Origin of the sequence: Burkholderia sp. B21-005 (assembly GCF_020843965.1) — a bacterium.
Taxonomy (GTDB): domain Bacteria; phylum Pseudomonadota; class Gammaproteobacteria; order Burkholderiales; family Burkholderiaceae; genus Burkholderia; species Burkholderia ambifaria.
In genome coordinates this window covers 1,004,677-1,019,982 of the sequence record NZ_CP086303.1, presented here as the reverse complement: position 1 = coordinate 1,019,982, position 15,306 = coordinate 1,004,677, and the positions used below count along the sequence as shown (strand labels likewise).

Here is a 15,306-nt window from a genome sequence, read left to right as displayed (position 1 = left end):
GCACGCCATTCTCCGCTACCGCCCGCTTACGGCCTGAACGTGTCGCCGAGCACGACGCCTTCGCGACGTGGATCGGTACCGCCCTGCAGCGCGGGCGACTGTCCGACCGTCACGCGCATCACGGTGTTGACGCCGCTCGCCTGCGCGGATGTCGATACCTTGTGCCCGAGCGCGACGAGGCCCGCGATCAGCGGATCGTTCGCGCCGTTGTTCGACGCATTGATGTTCGGATGCTCGCCGCCGATGTTCGTCGTCGGGCTGTTGCTCGCGCCGAAGTCGACGAGGCCCGCGGACTGCTGCGCATCGAGCCCCCAGTCGAGCGCGCCGACGAGCGTCTTCACCACGTATTGCGGAATCGTACCGCCGCCCGGCGAACCGGTAGCCATCACGAAATCGCCGCGCGAGCCGTCCGCGGCCGTGCCGAACACGATCGTCGGCGCCATCGAGCTGCGCGGCCGCTTGCCCGGCTGCACGCGGTTCGCCACCGGATTGCCGGCACTGTCGAGCGGGTTCGCCGAGAAATCGGTCAGCTGGTTGTTCAGCAGGAAGCCGTTGGTCATGTGGAACGAGCCCATGCTCGACTCGACGGTCGTCGTCGCGCTCAGCACGCTGCCGTCCGCGTCGACGATCGTGAACTGGTTCGTGCCGTGTTCGATCAGCGTCGTGTCGACGCCGAGCGGCACTGCGCCGAAATTGCCGGGCTGCGCGGTGCCCATGCTGTGGTTCGTGTCGATCAATGCGGCACGCGACTTCAGGTACGGCTTGTTCAGCAGCGTGTCCCACGTGCCGCCCGGCAGCGGCACGAAATCCGTATCGGCCACGTACTTGTCGCGATCGGCATACGCGAGCCGCTCGGCTTCGGTGATCAGGTGCACGCCGGCGACGGTCGGCTTGCCGCCTTCGAGATCGATCGCCGTCGGCTTCAGCGACTTCAGGTCGAAGTTCTCGAGAATGCCGAGCGCCGACGCGACCGCGATACCGCCCGACGACGGCGGCGGCATCCCGCATACCCAGTAGCTGCGATAGGTCGTGCACACGGGGTCGCGACGCTTCGCCTGGTACGCGGCCAGATCGGCGACAGTCGTCTTGCCCGGCGTGATCGTCGAGCCGTCGGCGCCCTGCGTCGTCGCGATCTTCGCGACGATGTCCTGCGCGATCTGCCCCGTGTACAGCGCAGTCGCGCCGGACTGCGCCATCAGCGTCAGCGTGTGCGCGTAAGCCGGGTTCTTCAGCACGGTGCCGAGCGTTTTCGGCGTGCCGTCCGCCTTCAGGAAATACGCGGCGGCCTCGGGATCGCGCTTCAGGTTCGCGGCGTTCAACGCGATCGCATCGGCCAGCCGGCCGCCGATCGGGAAGCCGTTGGTCGCGAGCGTGATCGCGTCGCCGAACAGCCCCTGCCACGGCAGCTTGCCGTGATCCTGCTGCAACGCCTCGATGAGCCTCGGTACGCCGATCGTGCCGATCGAACGGCCGCTTGCACGCGCGTTCGGTTGCGGCGCAGACCGGTCGTTCTGGTCGTCGACATAGCGCAGGTAGTTCTCCGTTGCCGCCGCCGGCGCCGTTTCGCGCCCGTCGTACGCCTGCAGCGTCTTGCCGCGCGCATCGTAGTAGAGCAACACGCCGCCGGAGCCGAGGCCGGTCGCCTCGGGCACCGTCAGGCCGAGCACGGCCTGCACGGCGACCGCCGCATCGGCGGCCGTGCCGCCCCGCTTCAGCACTGCGCAACCGGCCGCACTTGCATACGCGTTCGAGGTGGCCACGAGGTACTTCTTTGCATAGACGGGCTTCATGCCGGTGCGGTAGCCCGACGAGGCTTCCGGCAGCGACGGATCGCCGGGCTGGTTCGAGCCCACGACGACCGTCGAGCCGCTGCTGTCGATCGCGAGGCAGCTCGTGTCGGACACGGGCGGCGACGTGGCACCCGCGTTGTTTTCGATTTCGTCACTGCCGCACGCCGTCATCAGGACGGCGGCGACCAGTGCGGACGCGTACGGGAAAAGCGCGGTTCTGTTCATGGTCTCTCGGGATTCTCGTCGTTCGTTGCGCGTTCGTCACACTGACGGCGCCGCCCCTCGGCGGGCGGACAACGCGATCGATAGTCCCATGACCGGATTTTTTTGCGCAATAAGGAATTGATGCGATGTGACCGGCGCATCGGCGGCGCAGCAGGCACGGGCTTGCTTGACGGCGCCGGCGGTTGCGCCGCCGGTCTCCCGTGCCAATCCGCACGACACCTTTTTGACACCATCGTCCGGGGCCGGCATTCGGGCTCCAAATGCGTGGCCGTGCGTACCGATTCGGTATCGGGACTCAGACAAGGTGGGTGAAACTGGCGATGCGAGCGCCTCGATCGCCTGCGTGATAGACGACGCGCGACAGGGTGACACCGTCGGGATTCACTGTCGCGCCGACTTCGACGTACGTGCGTGAAAAGGATCTCGAGCCGCCACCCCGGATCACCCCTGCGGGCTCGACGAGGCTCGGACCCGCCAGGTCGCGGCAGTCCTGGGTGCGTTGCCGCCGCCATTCGAGGAGGCGGATGCCGTGCGCGACCGCGTGTCATCCGACGCCCGGGTCGGATTGAGCTCGCGCAGCACACTCGCACGGCCGCCGTCGTCGCTCGGCAATTCCGGCTGCCCGCGCGCAAAGGCCGGCATGGCCGTCGCCGCGAGCAGCGCGGCGACCACCATCCGGGAACGGAGCCTTGTCACGTTCCCCCGCTTCATTGCGCGCTCGCGGTCGATACGGTCGTTGCCGCGGCGGCCATCGCGGTGCGCTGTTCACCGTGCGCGATCGCGTAGAGCTCGCGGTTGCGTGCGACCGTCGCCGCGCTCGGCGGATAGTCGGAGTTCGAAGTGGGCACGATGCCGTCGCGTTCTGCCTGAACGAGATCGGAAATCACCTCGGCACGGGTCACGCCGGACGACGAAGTTTGTGCGAAGGCGGCCACCGGCGTTCCGACGACGACGGCGAGCAGTGCGGCTGCGATCAGTTTGCGATTCATGATGAAACTCCCGAGAACGGTTCAATGAAGACGCATCGTCGATGCGCCGCCGGCGTGACCGCAATCGCGATTCGCCGCCTGACACGTCCATTCTGGCGATCGACCCGTACCCCACGCTGACCGGCAGATGACAACTTTGAAATCCGTCGCCCGCGCCCGGATAACAGTTTCGTAATGTTCAGGTCAGCATCGGGTCAACGCCGCGCCAGCAGACTGCAAGCTCACCGCATCGAATGCGGCACCCATGCCCTGCTTCGAGGAACAAAATCATGTGGATCGTCCGGCTGGCGTTGCGCAGACCCTATACCTTCGTCGTACTCGCATTGCTGATCTTCATCGCGGGACCGCTCGCGATCCTGCGCATGCCGACCGACATCTTCCCGAACATCGACATTCCGGTCGTCAGCATCGTCTGGTCGTACAACGGCTTTTCCGCCGAAGACATGGCCAAGCGAATCACGTCCAACTACGAGCGCGCGCTGACGTCGGACGTCGACGACATCGAGCACATCGAATCGCAGTCGCTGAACGGGGTGTCGGTCGTGAAGATCTTCTTCCACCCCGGCGCGGACATCAATCGCGCGATCGCGGAAGCCGCGAGCAATTCCGCGTCGATCCTGCGGATCCTGCCGCCCGGCACGTTGCCGCCGAACATCATCACGTACAACGCGTCGACGGTGCCGATCCTGCAGCTCGGACTGTCGAGCAACACGCTTGCCGAACAGCAACTGTACGACCTCGGCAACAGCTTCATCCGCACGCAGCTCGCGACCGTGCAGGGCGCGGCGGTGCCGCTGCCGTTCGGCGGCAAGATTCGCCAGATCGTCGTCGACCTCGACACGCGCGCGCTGCAGGCGAAGGGGCTCGCGCCCATCGACGTGGTGAACGCGATCAACGCGCAGAACCTGATCCTGCCGGGCGGCACCGCGAAGATCGGCACGCGCGAGTACAACGTGCAGATGAACGGCAGCACCCAGACGGTCGCCGCGCTGAACAATCTGCCTGTCAAGACGATCGACGGCAATGTGGTCTATGTGCACGACGTCGCGCACGTTCGCGACGGTTACGCCCCGCAGACCAACATCGTGCGGGTCGACGGCAAGCGCGCGGCGTTGCTGACCGTCGAGAAAACCGGCAGCGCGTCGACACTGACGATCATCGACCAGGTCAAGGCGATGCTGCCGAAGATCGCCGCCGGCTTGCCGAAAGCGCTGCACATCTCCGCGCTCGGCGATCAGTCGGTGTTCGTGAAGGCGGCGGTCCAGGGCGTCGTGCGCGAAGCGCTGATCGCCGCCTGCCTGACCGCGCTGATGATCCTGTTGTTCCTCGGCAGTTGGCGCGCGACGTTGATCATCGCCGTATCGATTCCGCTTGCCGTGCTCACGTCGCTGCTCGCGCTGGGCGCGCTCGGCCAGACCATCAACATCATGACGCTCGGTGGGCTCGCGCTCGCGGTCGGGATACTCGTCGACGACGCGACCGTCGCGATCGAGAACATCACGCATCATCTCGAACGCGGCGCGCCGCTGGAAGACGCCATTCTGACCGGCTCGGGCGAAATTGCCGTGCCGACCTTCGTGTCGACGCTGTCGATCTGCATCGTGTTCGTGCCGATGTTCATGCTCACGGGCGTCGCGCGCTACCTGTTCGTGCCGTTGGCCGAAGCGGTGATCTTCGCGATGGTCGCGTCGTATTTCTTCTCGCGTACGCTGGTGCCGACGCTCGCCACGGTCCTGATGCGCGCGAAGGGGCAAGGCCGCCCGCCGCGTGGCGTGTTCGCGCGCATCGCACGATTCCAGGCCGCGTTCGAACGTCGCTTCGAGACGGTCCGGCTGCGCTATCGCGCGCTGCTGTCCGCGGCGATCTCGAATCGCCGCCGTTTCGCGGCCGCGTTTCTGCTTGCGTGCGCCGCATCGACCGGCCTGTTCGCATTCGCCGGCCAGGATTTCTTCCCGTCGGTCGACACGGGCGAGATCCGTCTGCATCTGCGCGCACCGACCGGCACGCGGATCGAGGAAACCGCACGCCTCACCGACGAAGTGGAAGCGCGCGTCCGGACCGTGATTCCGGCGAACCAACTGGCCGGCATGCTCGACAACATCGGCGTGCCGGTGAGCGGGATCAACCTCACGTACGACTCGTCCGACCCGATCGGCACCGAGGATGCGGACGTGAACATCACGCTGAAGCCGAACCACGCGCCGACGGCAGCGTATGTCGCGAAGCTGCGCAACCTGCTCGCCCAATCATTCCCGGGCGTCACGTTCGCGTTCCTGCCGGCCGACATCGTCAGCCAGATTCTCAATTTCGGACTGCCCGCGCCGGTCGACATCCAGATCGTCGGCAACAAGCTGGACCAGAACCGCGCGGTGGCGAATGCGCTGCTTGCCAAGCTGCGCGGCGTGCGCGGCCTCGTCGATACGCGCATCCAGCAGCCCGGCGACGAGCCGGCGATCAACGTCGACGTGGACCGCACGAAGGCGATTCAGGCCGGCCTCGAACAACGCGACGTCGCGCAGAACCTGCTGATCGCGTTGTCGGGCAGTTCGCAGACGACGCCGAACTTCTGGCTGGATCCGCGCAACGGCGTCAGCTACCCGTTGATCGTGCAGGCCCCGCAGTATTCCGTCGATTCGCTGCAGGCGCTGGCGAACATACCGCTGCCGACGGGCGCCGCGCGCCCGCCGCAGACGCCCGTCGGCGGTCCGGCCGCAGGCGCGCCCGCACAGAACCTGCTCGGCGCATTGGGCGCGTTCTCACGCGCGACGCAGCAGGCCGTGGTGTCGCATTACAACGTGCAGCCCGTGCTCGACATCTTCGCGTCGGTGCAGGGGCGCGATCTGGGTGGCGTCACGGCCGACGTGACGAAGCTCGTCGACGATGCGCGCGCGCAACTGCCGCCCGGTTCGTCGATCGTGCTGCGCGGCCAGGTGCAGGCGATGCACGAATCGTTTGCCGGGCTGCTCGGCGGGCTCGCGATCGCGATCGCGCTCGTCTACTTGCTGATGGTCGTCAACTTCCAGTCGTGGCTGGATCCGCTCGTGATCGTTGGCGGCCTGCCCGCATCGCTCGCCGGTATCGCGTGGATGCTGTTCGTCACGCGCACCACGCTGTCGGTGCCCGCGCTGACCGGCACGATCCTGTGCATCGGCATCGCGACCGCGAACAGCATCCTCGTCGTCAACGCGGCGCGCGAGCTGATCGCGAGCGGCACACCACCGTGGCAGGCCGCGCTCGACGCCGGATTCAGCCGCTTCCGTCCGGTCGTGATGACCGCACTCGCGATGCTGATCGGCATGTTGCCGATGGCGCTCGGCCTCGGCGACGGCGGCGAACAAAATGCCCCGCTTGGCCGTGCCGTGATCGGCGGGCTGGCGTTCGGCACGCTGTCCACACTGCTGTTCGTACCTGTGCTGTTCGGCTTCATTCACGCGTGGCTCGACCGACGCCGCGAAGCGGCCGCCGCCCGCCGCGTGCAGGACATGCCGGTGGTGCGCTGATCGCGAACGCATCCCGATTCCCTTCGACTCGCCCGACATCGAGCTCATCATGAACGACACGACCGAACCTCTCACCCCGCCGCCGGCTGCCGAACCGGAAACGATGCCGCCTGCCGCGCGCGGCGCAGCGCCGGAAACACCGCCGCCCCGGCGCGGGCGCAAGCTGGCCGTCCCGCTTGCCGCGATTGCCGTCGCCGCCGCGCTGCTCGCGATCGGCATCGTGCCGCGCATCGACGCGCGCGCCGCGCAGCGCCACCAGGTGGCTGCGCAGCAGGCGCTGCCGGTGACCGTGATCCAGCCCGGCGCCGCACCGGCCGACCAGACGCTCACGCTGCCGGGTGCCGTGACGCCGTATGCGGAAGCGTCGATCTACGCGCGCACGAGCGGCTACATCGCACACTGGAGCGCGGACATCGGCACGCATGTGAAGGCCGGGCAAACGCTCGCGCAGATCACGGCGCCCGACCTCGACGCGCAGCTGCGCCAGGCGCGCGCGGACGCGGCGACGGCGCAAGCGAACTACGACTATGCGAAATCGACCGCGCAGCGCTGGCAGGACATGCTGAAGACGCAATCGGTGTCGCAGCAGGACACCGACACGAAGGTTGCCGACATGAACGCGAAGCGCGCGATGCTCTCATCCGCGCAGGCCAATACCGCCCATCTGAACGAGCTCGTATCGTTCGAATCGGTGAGCGCGCCGTTCGACGGCGTGATTACCGCGCGCAACGTCGACGTCGGCACGCTCGTGACGGCGGGCGGCACGCCGGGCAGCCCCGGGCTGTCGGGCGAACTGTTCCATCTGGAGCAGACCGACACGCTGCGCGTGTTCGTCGACGTGCCGCAGGACAGCGCGACCGGCGTCTCCACCGGCACGGCCGTCTACCTGACCACGCAGCAGTATCCGGGGCGGCGCTTCGCCGCGCACGTCGCCCGCAGCGCGGGCGCGATCGACCCGGTCACGCGCACGCTGCGTGTCGAGATCGACGTCGACAATCGCGATGGCGCGTTGCTGCCCGGCGCGTATGCGCAGGCGCACCTGCTCGTGCCGAGCGCGGCGCCTGCGTTCGAGCTGTCGGTCAGTGCACTGCTGTACCGGTCGAACGGCGTGACGGTTGCAACGGTCGACGCGAATGGACGCACGGCGCTGAAGACCGTGCAGATCGGGCGCGATTTCGGCACGCATGTCGAGATCGTCGCGGGGATCGGCGCGACCGATCGCGTGATCGACAACCCGGGCGATTCGATCGCAAGCGGCGAAACCGTGAAGATCGTGTCGGTCGAGCACGGCGCGGTGCCAGCCGCTTCGCCGGCAGCGCAACCCGGCACGGCAAGCGGCGTGCCGTCAGCGCCACGCGCGGCGACGTCCCTGCCCGCCTCCGCGCCCGTTGCGCCTACCTCGAACGCCCGCACCTGACCCGCCATGCCTACCCGTGAGATTCCCGCCATGCGTCTTCCTCACCCGCTCCCGTTCGCCCGCCGCGTCGTCGCGCTCGGCGTTGTCACCGCGTTGGCCGCTTGCTCGACGCTGCCGCCCTATTCGCCGCCGACCGTCGCCGTGCCCACGCACTATGCGGGCGCACCGGCCGCGCAACCGGGCTGGCATGTCGCGGCGCCGGCCGATGCCGCGTCGCGCGGCGCGTGGTGGACCGTGTTCAACGACGCAGATCTGAACGCGCTCGAAGCGCGCGTCGACGTGTCGAATCAGACCGTGAAGAAAGCCGTTGCCGACCTCGAGCAAGCGCGCGCGACGGTCAACTACCAGCATGCGGGCTTTCTGCCGACAGTGACCGCGGGCGTGGCGCAAAGCCGTTCACGCATATCGCAGAACAAGCTGGGTTCGTCCCTCGCCGGCAAGACGACACCCGACCATCAGGTCGGCGTGACTGCAAGCTGGGAACCCGACGTGTTCGGCCGCGTGCGCGATGCAGTGGCAGGTGCGCAGGCGAACGCGGACGCAAGTGCGGCCGATCTGCAAGCCGTCAAACTGTCGGTCACGGCCGAACTCGCGACCGACTATTTCGCGCTGCGCTCGCTCGACACGCAAAAGCAGCTGCTCGACGACACGGTGCGCGCGTATGCGGATGCGCTGAAGCTGCTGCAACAGCAGCTCGCGGCCGGCGCGATCGATGCGTCCGCCGTCGCACAAGCCGAAACGCAACTGGAAGCGACGCGCACGCAGGACACCGACATCGACGCGTCGCGTGCGCAGCTCCAGCATGCGATCGCGACGCTCGTCGGCGAAAGCGCATCGACGTTCGCCCTGCCGCCGCGCGTTCAAGCGTTCGACGTGCCGGCCATTCCGGCTGGCGTGCCATCGCAACTGCTCGAACGACGGCCTGACATCGCGGCTGCCGAGCGTCGCGTCGCGGCCGCGAACGCGCAGATCGGCGAAGCGCACGCCGCGTTCTTCCCCGACCTCGTGCTGTCGGCGAGCGCGGGGCTCGAAAGCGGGTTCTTCATGCCGTGGCTGACCGCGCCAAGCCTGTTCTGGTCGCTCGGCCCGCAACTCGTCGGCACGCTGTTCGACGGCGGCCGGCGCAGCGCGACGTTGCGCGGCGCGCACGCGCAGTACGATGGCGAGGTCGCCGACTATCGGCAGACCGTGCTGGGCGCATTCCAGCAGGTGGAGGATCAATTGTCCGCGCTCGATGCACTCGCGTCCGAAGCCACCAGTCAGCGGCGCGCGACCGACGCCGCCGACCTGTCGCTGCGGCTGACGACGAATCGCTTCAATGCCGGCGCCGTCAGCTATCTGGACGTGGTGACCGCGCAGACGATCGCGCTGACCAATCGGCGCCAGGCCGACCAGATCGCCGCGCGCCGGATGGAAGCTTCGGTCGGATTGCTGAAGGCGCTGGGCGGCGGCTGGCACGCGGGCGCGGATATCGCCGCTTCCGCCGCCGGGTCGGGCACGGCGATCAAGACGCAAGGTTCCTGACGAAGATGAGGATGAACCGCGTGCCCGCAGCGTCGCTTTCGACCCGCGCGGTGCCGCCGTGCAGCTCCATCACCGAGCGCACGATCGCGAGCCCGAGCCCGGCCGTGCCGCCCGGCACGCCGCCGCTGCGCGCGGGGTCGCCGCGCACGAATCGGTCGAAGATGCGCGGCAGCAACGCGGGATCGATCGGCTCGCCCGGATTCTCGACGACGACGCGTACCGCGTCCGCCGTTTCGTCGACGCTCAGCGCGATGACGCCGCCTGCAGGCGTATAGCGCAGCGCATTCGCGAGCAGGTTGCCGACCGCGCGGCGAAACAGTTCGACATCGGCAGTCAGCTGGCCGTGCCCTTCGACGCGCAGCGTCGAACCCGCTTCATCGGCGAGCCCTTCGAAGTATTCGGCGATGCGCGTCAGCTCGTCATGCACGTCAAATGCGCGCTGCCGCGTCACGAAGGTCGGATGTTCGGCGCGCGCGAGAAACAGCACGTTCTCGATCATCCGCGCGAGACGGTCGTATTCCTCGAGATTCGATTCGAGCAGCGCCTGGTATTCGCCGGGCGAACGCGGCCGCGCAAGCGCCACCTCGGTCGCGCCGCGCATGTTGTTCAGCGGCGTGCGCAGGTCGTGCGCGAGATCGGCGCTGAATTGCGACAGATGTCCGAAAGCTTGCTGCAGCCGGCCGAGCATCGCGTTCTGCGCATCGACGAGCGCGCGCAGTTCGCGCGGCGCACGCGCGGTGTCGAGCCGCGCGTCGAGCTTGTCGACGGTAATCCGCCCGGTGTTCGCGACGATCTCGCGCAGCGGGGCGAGCGCCGTGCGGATCAGCCAGTAGCTGAGCAGCATCGCGCACAGCGCGCCCAGCCCGCCAGCGATCTTCAGCTTGTTGCGATAGCCGTCGAGCAGTTCGGCGCGATCGCTCATGTCGCGCGCGATCGCGATGCGGATCTGCGTACCGTCGCGCAGCATGGCGCCGGCAACGACACCGCGCACGGGCGTGCCGCCGTCGGCGCGCCATGTCGCGATCCGGTCGACCGTGATCCGGTCGGCCGCCGGCACCGGCGTCGCGTGGCGAGGAAACAGCTCGGCATCGGGCAACGCAGACGGGGCGGGCGATGCCGTGCCCGACGCAGCCGTCGGCAGATCCTCGCGCTCGTTGCGCCTGACGTTGTGCCGCGCGAGCACGTTGTCCCGATCGTCGACCACGGCCATCGAGAGTGCCGTGTTGCCGAGCACCTGGCTCGTCAGCCGGTCCGCGTGCGCGCGCACGGCGTCGAGCGAATCGAGTTCGCCCGCGAGCCGGCGCGTGTGTCGTGCGGCCAGCACGATGTCCAGATCGTCCTGCGTCCTCACTTGCCGCTCGAGGCCGGTATACACGTACGTGCCGACGAGCGCGAAGACCGCGAGCATCGTCGCACCGAACGCGAGCGCGAGCGTCGCGCCAAGCGATCGACCGAGCGTCATGCACCGTCCTTCGGTTCGAGCACGTAACCTACGCCGCGCACCGTATGGATCAGCTTGACCGGAAACGCATCGTCGATCTTCGCGCGCAGTCGTCGGATGGCGACTTCGACGACGTTGGTGTCGCTATCGAAGTTCATGTCCCAGACATACGACGCGATCTGCGTGCGGCTCAATACTTCGCCTTGCCGACGCGCGAGCAACTGCAGCAGCGAGAACTCGCGTGGCGTCAGGTCGATCCGCACCGTGCCGCGCTTCACGCGGCGGCGCACGACGTCGATTTCCAGGTCACCGACCACGATGCGCTCCGTCTCGCGTGGTGGCCCGCGGCGCGCAAGCGTGCGGATGCGAGCGAGCAGTTCGACGAATGCGAACGGCTTCACGAGGTAATCATCGGCGCCCAGTTCGAGACCGTGCACGCGGTCCTGCACATCATCGCGCGCGGTCAGGAACAGCACGGGCGTGGTATGGGTATCGCGCAGGCGCTTGAGCACGCCCCACCCGTCGAGCACGGGCAGCATCACGTCGAGCACGATCACGTCGTAGTTCTCTTCCTGCGCGAGCATCAGCCCTTCCGCGCCGTCCTTTGCGAGATCGATACTGAAGCCGGATTCCTCGAGCCCTTTCTTCAGATACGCGGCCGTCTTCGGTTCGTCTTCGACTATCAGGATGCGCATGCTCGGCTCCATCGCATTCGGTTGGAATATGCGGCGATGTTACCGGTAAACCGGCGGGCGAAAGGCTTCGCCGACCGGCGGCATGGCTCGATTACGAAAATGTAATCAGCGGGTCAGCGCGTTGACGGTCGCGGCATTGCGCACGTCGTGACGACGCGTCGGCGCTTTGCCATACCGCGGTTCGCTTCCAGCGTATTAACGGCTGCTGATCGGATGGCGGTCGATCTCGGTGGATGCACCCGCATCGGCACTGCCGTTTCGTGCACCACGCGGCGGCGGCGCAATGAACGACATGTTCCTGTTGCTTGCCGTGCGCGGTGCGCGGTGCGCCCTATTCGCTCTTGTTCGACTGCACCAGCCGCAGAATCCGGCTGTCGTACGGCGACTGCATGACTTCCGCAATGCGGATGTCGGATGCGGCCGGGTGCAGCGGGTTCAACAGGAAGTTGTGCGCGTGCGGCACGACGACGCTCGGTACGCGCAGCAGTGCGCTCGGCTGCGTGTGCAGCCACTCGGTGCCGGCGCTGCGGGTCCAGTCGACGTTCTCCCGCCAGTCGGCCGGCGCATCGCCTTCCGCGATCTCCGCAACGTCCACCGATTCAGACACCTCGACGCGCAGCAACTGGTATCCGCTCGGCAATTGCGCAACGGTGGCCATTTCGAAGTGGACGAGCGTCTCGAGCAGCGCGAGCGCCGGATGCTCGGCGAGATAGACGACGGGCTGCCCGGCAAAATGCCAGCGCCCGCCGGCCCGCAAGCCGCCGATGCCTTTCAGATCGGCGTAATTGCTGATCCGCCACAGCGTCGTCAAGCGAAATACCCCTCGTCGATCTGCGTGAGCGCCTCTTCGACGAGTCGTGCGCCGTGCTCGGTGCTCGACATGTCGAGCGACGTGCGGCCGCCGAAGCGCTGAAGCCCGTTGCGCAACCACGCCATTGCCTTGTCCTGGTCGCCGAACGTGGCCGTCGCCTGCGCGACGATGCGCGCAAGCCGGATCGCCTTGTCGGATTCCTCCGGCGACAGGCGCTCGTGCGCCTGGCGGCGATGGCTCAACGTGCGCCGCGGGATGATGAAGGCGAGTTCGTCCGACTTCAGGCCGCGCTCCGACAGCCGATCGATCACCGCGACGTCGACGCGCGCGCTCGCCAGCTCGGCGAGATCGGCGCCCGAGCGCACGCGAATCGCGAGCAGTTGCTCGAGTATCGTGAATTCGGCCTGGCGCGGGTGCGCGACGCCCGAAGGGTGAAACGCGATCGTGCTCATGATTCTTCTCCGGCAATTTGCCCAAACATTATAGGCGTTTTGCCGAAGACGGGCAGATTCTTGTCGTCAGCGGTTCGATCGCGCATCGTCACGGGGGTCGTCGGACCGGGCTTTCGACGCCTTGCTCCGGCCCCATTACATGCTGTCGCGGGCGCGCAATCGACGGTTCGCGCGGGAGCGGAGGCAGTGAAATTCAGGATATGAAGGGCTGTACTGGCGTCATGTGGTTGTCACGTAACAACTTTTCTAAGGAATAACGATCGGCAGGCGCGAGGCGCGACGCCCTTGGCGCCCTCCCTCCGACGCCCCGCCAGCGCCGACGCCAACGCCGATCAACCGCCCCATGCCGACGATCGGATCACGCTGCAGAAATTACCTGCATGGAAATGCGGATCCTTGTCGGCCAGCACATCGGCCTTCACGTTGCCGAACGTCGTGTCCGGCTTGTGCCGGATGCCGTCGTAGAACGCCTGGATGATGTCTTCCTTGAAATGCGGCGTGCGTGGATGCGCACGGACGACGGCGTCTCGTTCGACGTCGCTGTACGCCGGATACGTGAGGCCCAGCACGTCCATCTCGACACCCGCGGTGACGAGCGCGACGACCGGATGCATGTGCCGCGGAATGCCGGGTGTGGTGTGCAGCGCGATCGCAGTCCATACGACGTCGATGTCCTGCTGCGAAATGCCCTTGCTCTTCAGGAAATCGCGAGCGGCATTGGCGCCGTCCACTTCGAATCGTTCGCACGCGCTGCTGTGCCGATGCGTGAGCCCCATGTCATGAAACATGCAGCCGCAATAGAGCAGCTCGGGATCGTAGCGGAGCCCGCGGTGCTGCCCCGCAAGCGCGCCGAAGTAGTAGACGCGGCTGGAGTGATGAAACAGCAACTCGGACTCGGTATCCCGTACGAGTTCGGTGATCTCGCGAGCGAGTTGGCTATCGGGAACGGTGATGCCGGCGACGTTCACAGTCATGATCGACCTCCATTGAAGACAGCAACCATTCTCCGGATGCCCGGGTTTGGCATCAATCGACGGATTACGACAAATCCTGCCATTTCGCTCGATCGACGGCCATCGCCGCCGCAACCCTCGCATCGCACCCGCGAAGTGCGCCGGTGCTCCGCTCGTCGCCTCGCATTGCGCGTCTATACTGCTACGCGTCACGTTCGACACATCGATACAACACGCAACCGAACATGCCGAAGGTCGTGGGAATTTTCGCGGTACCGGGCGTGCAACTGCTCGACGTCTCCGCACCGCTCGACGTATTCGCCCAGGCCAACGCCGAATGCGGCAAGCCGTTCTATACGCTGCGGATCATCGCGAGCGAGTCCGGGCCGATCCGCACGTCATCGGGCGCGCAATTGCTGGCCGACTGGATCGCTCCCGCCATTCCCGATCGCCTCGACACGCTGCTCGTCGCCGGTGCGCCGGGTGCCGCCCAGGTCGCGCTGCGAACCGACGTTCTCGCATGGCTGCGCTCGGCCGCCGTGCAAAGCAAGCGGTATGGCTCGATCTGCACCGGCGCCTTCATCCTCGCGGCGACCGGCCTGCTGAAAGGACGACGCCTGACGACGCACTGGGCCGCCGCCGACGCGCTCGCCGATGCGTATCCATCGCTCACGGTCGAAGCGGACGCGCTGTATGTACGCGACGGCAAGCTGCGCACCGGAGCGGGCGTCACAGCCGGACTCGATCTCGCGCTCGCGCTGGTCGAGGAAGATCTCGGCCGGGAAATCGCGCGGCGCGTCGCCGCGCAACTGGTCATGTTCTTCAAGCGCCCGGGCGGGCAGCTTCAGTTCAGCCGCAGCGGCGAGGCACGGCCGGCCGGGCGCTCCGTGCTGCAGGAAGTCCAGCGCTGGATCGCCAGCCATCCTGAACTCGAACATTCGGTGGCGGCACTCGCGAAGCATGCGGGCATGAGCCCGCGCCACTTCGCGCGGCTCTTTCGCGCGGAGGTCGGCATGACGCCGGCCGCGTGGGTCGAAGCGACCCGCATCTCCGCGGCCCGGCAGTTGCTCGAAAACGGACATGACACGCCGAAGCAGGTCGCCGCGAAATGCGGTTTCGCGAATGTCGATACGCTCCGACGGTCGTTCGCCAGGCACGTCGGGATCACGCCCGCCGAATACCGGAAACGACAGGCGGTTGTCGAGGCGTGAGTGACGCGTGATGCGGTACGCGCGACGATGCGGCGTTAAAACTTCCGTCGATGCACGAGAAGGTAGGGCCGGTCCGAATTGCACAGCGATGGGGCGAACGCGCTTCCTTGCCCGCGACCAATGATTCGTTATCCGATTTAATTGATCTTCCATCGGCAGCGGTCGGCGTGCGGTTGCAATACGCCTCTGTCCCGGATCGCGCCAGTTCCTGGTTCAGCGCCCCCAATCGCACCCCGCGAATGCACGCCGGCACGCCAATAATCATCAGACAAAATCCGTCTTTCCCCGCGAATCGTTT

Annotated in this window: 11 protein-coding genes; 4 read left to right on the top strand and 7 right to left on the bottom strand. The window is 67.0% G+C overall.

The window, feature by feature from the left end; genetic code table 11:
• Positions 1-26: 26 nt before the first annotated feature.
• Together LMA02_RS35060 and LMA02_RS35055 are read right to left on the bottom strand one after the other, a co-directional pair.
• Complete coding sequence (locus LMA02_RS35060) at positions 27-2,015, bottom strand: gamma-glutamyltransferase family protein (RefSeq protein WP_228910425.1); 1,989 nt, start codon at positions 2,013-2,015, stop codon at positions 27-29.
• Positions 2,016-2,722: 707 nt separating this feature from the next.
• Positions 2,723-3,004, bottom strand: a complete 282-nt coding sequence (locus tag LMA02_RS35055; RefSeq protein WP_228910424.1) for a DUF4148 domain-containing protein — start codon at positions 3,002-3,004, stop codon at positions 2,723-2,725.
• A gap of 269 nt (positions 3,005-3,273) precedes the next feature.
• Here LMA02_RS35055 and LMA02_RS35050 point away from each other — a divergent pair, with 269 nt between their 5' ends.
• The 3 genes from LMA02_RS35050 to LMA02_RS35040 are packed head-to-tail and all read left to right on the top strand — an operon-like array spanning position 3,274 to position 9,445.
• Positions 3,274-6,504 carry an efflux RND transporter permease subunit gene (locus LMA02_RS35050; RefSeq protein ID WP_228910423.1) on the top strand — a complete coding sequence of 1,077 codons (3,231 nt, stop codon included), beginning with the start codon at positions 3,274-3,276 and terminating at the stop codon, positions 6,502-6,504.
• Between the two features lie 49 nt (positions 6,505-6,553).
• On the top strand, positions 6,554-7,921 hold the full coding sequence (locus tag LMA02_RS35045) for an efflux RND transporter periplasmic adaptor subunit (protein ID WP_228910422.1): 1,368 nt from the start codon (positions 6,554-6,556) through the stop codon (positions 7,919-7,921).
• 30 nt (positions 7,922-7,951) lie between these two features.
• Entirely contained in the window at positions 7,952-9,445 is a 1,494-nt protein-coding gene (locus tag LMA02_RS35040; protein ID WP_228910421.1) for an efflux transporter outer membrane subunit, read from the top strand.
• Here LMA02_RS35040 and LMA02_RS35035 read toward each other — a convergent pair.
• The 5 genes from LMA02_RS35035 to LMA02_RS35010 form a co-directional block, all read right to left on the bottom strand.
• Positions 9,426-10,907, bottom strand: a complete 1,482-nt coding sequence (locus tag LMA02_RS35035; RefSeq protein WP_228910420.1) for a heavy metal sensor histidine kinase — start codon at positions 10,905-10,907, stop codon at positions 9,426-9,428. The two genes, LMA02_RS35040 and LMA02_RS35035, sit on opposite strands and share 20 nt — an antisense overlap.
• The gene (locus tag LMA02_RS35030; protein ID WP_006759651.1) at positions 10,904-11,581 is read right to left on the bottom strand and encodes a heavy metal response regulator transcription factor; all 678 of its coding nucleotides are present in this window, start codon (positions 11,579-11,581) and stop codon (positions 10,904-10,906) included. Before LMA02_RS35030 ends, LMA02_RS35035 begins: the two co-directional genes overlap by 4 nt.
• A gap of 331 nt (positions 11,582-11,912) precedes the next feature.
• Complete coding sequence (locus LMA02_RS35020) at positions 11,913-12,392, bottom strand: RES family NAD+ phosphorylase (protein ID WP_166723524.1); 480 nt, start codon at positions 12,390-12,392, stop codon at positions 11,913-11,915.
• On the bottom strand, positions 12,389-12,844 hold the full coding sequence (locus tag LMA02_RS35015; RefSeq protein ID WP_006753033.1) for an antitoxin Xre/MbcA/ParS toxin-binding domain-containing protein: 456 nt from the start codon (positions 12,842-12,844) through the stop codon (positions 12,389-12,391). The genes LMA02_RS35020 and LMA02_RS35015 overlap by 4 nt, the downstream gene beginning before the upstream one ends.
• A gap of 332 nt (positions 12,845-13,176) precedes the next feature.
• Positions 13,177-13,818, bottom strand: coding sequence for an HD domain-containing protein (locus tag LMA02_RS35010; protein ID WP_228910419.1), 642 nt, complete (start codon positions 13,816-13,818; stop codon positions 13,177-13,179).
• Between the two features lie 224 nt (positions 13,819-14,042).
• On the opposite strand from LMA02_RS35010, the gene LMA02_RS35005 reads away from it, so the two are divergent.
• The gene (locus tag LMA02_RS35005; protein ID WP_228910418.1) at positions 14,043-15,008 is read left to right on the top strand and encodes a GlxA family transcriptional regulator; all 966 of its coding nucleotides are present in this window, start codon (positions 14,043-14,045) and stop codon (positions 15,006-15,008) included.
• The last annotated feature ends 298 nt before the right edge of the window (positions 15,009-15,306 follow it).

What these genes read in the sequence shown, in the direction of transcription:
- LMA02_RS35010 (WP_228910419.1), bottom strand. Translation starts at nt 13,818, where the DNA reads ATGACTGTGAACGTCGCCGGCATCACCGTTCCCGATAGCCAACTCGCT.
- LMA02_RS35060 (WP_228910425.1), bottom strand. Translation starts at nt 2,015, where the DNA reads ATGAACAGAACCGCGCTTTTCCCGTACGCGTCCGCACTGGTCGCCGCC.
- LMA02_RS35050 (WP_228910423.1), top strand. Translation starts at nt 3,274, where the DNA reads ATGTGGATCGTCCGGCTGGCGTTGCGCAGACCCTATACCTTCGTCGTA.
- LMA02_RS35015 (WP_006753033.1), bottom strand. Translation starts at nt 12,844, where the DNA reads ATGAGCACGATCGCGTTTCACCCTTCGGGCGTCGCGCACCCGCGCCAG.
- LMA02_RS35045 (WP_228910422.1), top strand. Translation starts at nt 6,554, where the DNA reads ATGAACGACACGACCGAACCTCTCACCCCGCCGCCGGCTGCCGAACCG.
- LMA02_RS35030 (WP_006759651.1), bottom strand. Translation starts at nt 11,581, where the DNA reads ATGCGCATCCTGATAGTCGAAGACGAACCGAAGACGGCCGCGTATCTG.
- LMA02_RS35040 (WP_228910421.1), top strand. Translation starts at nt 7,952, where the DNA reads ATGCGTCTTCCTCACCCGCTCCCGTTCGCCCGCCGCGTCGTCGCGCTC.
- LMA02_RS35005 (WP_228910418.1), top strand. Translation starts at nt 14,043, where the DNA reads ATGCCGAAGGTCGTGGGAATTTTCGCGGTACCGGGCGTGCAACTGCTC.
- LMA02_RS35055 (WP_228910424.1), bottom strand. Translation starts at nt 3,004, where the DNA reads ATGAATCGCAAACTGATCGCAGCCGCACTGCTCGCCGTCGTCGTCGGA.
- LMA02_RS35035 (WP_228910420.1), bottom strand. Translation starts at nt 10,907, where the DNA reads ATGACGCTCGGTCGATCGCTTGGCGCGACGCTCGCGCTCGCGTTCGGT.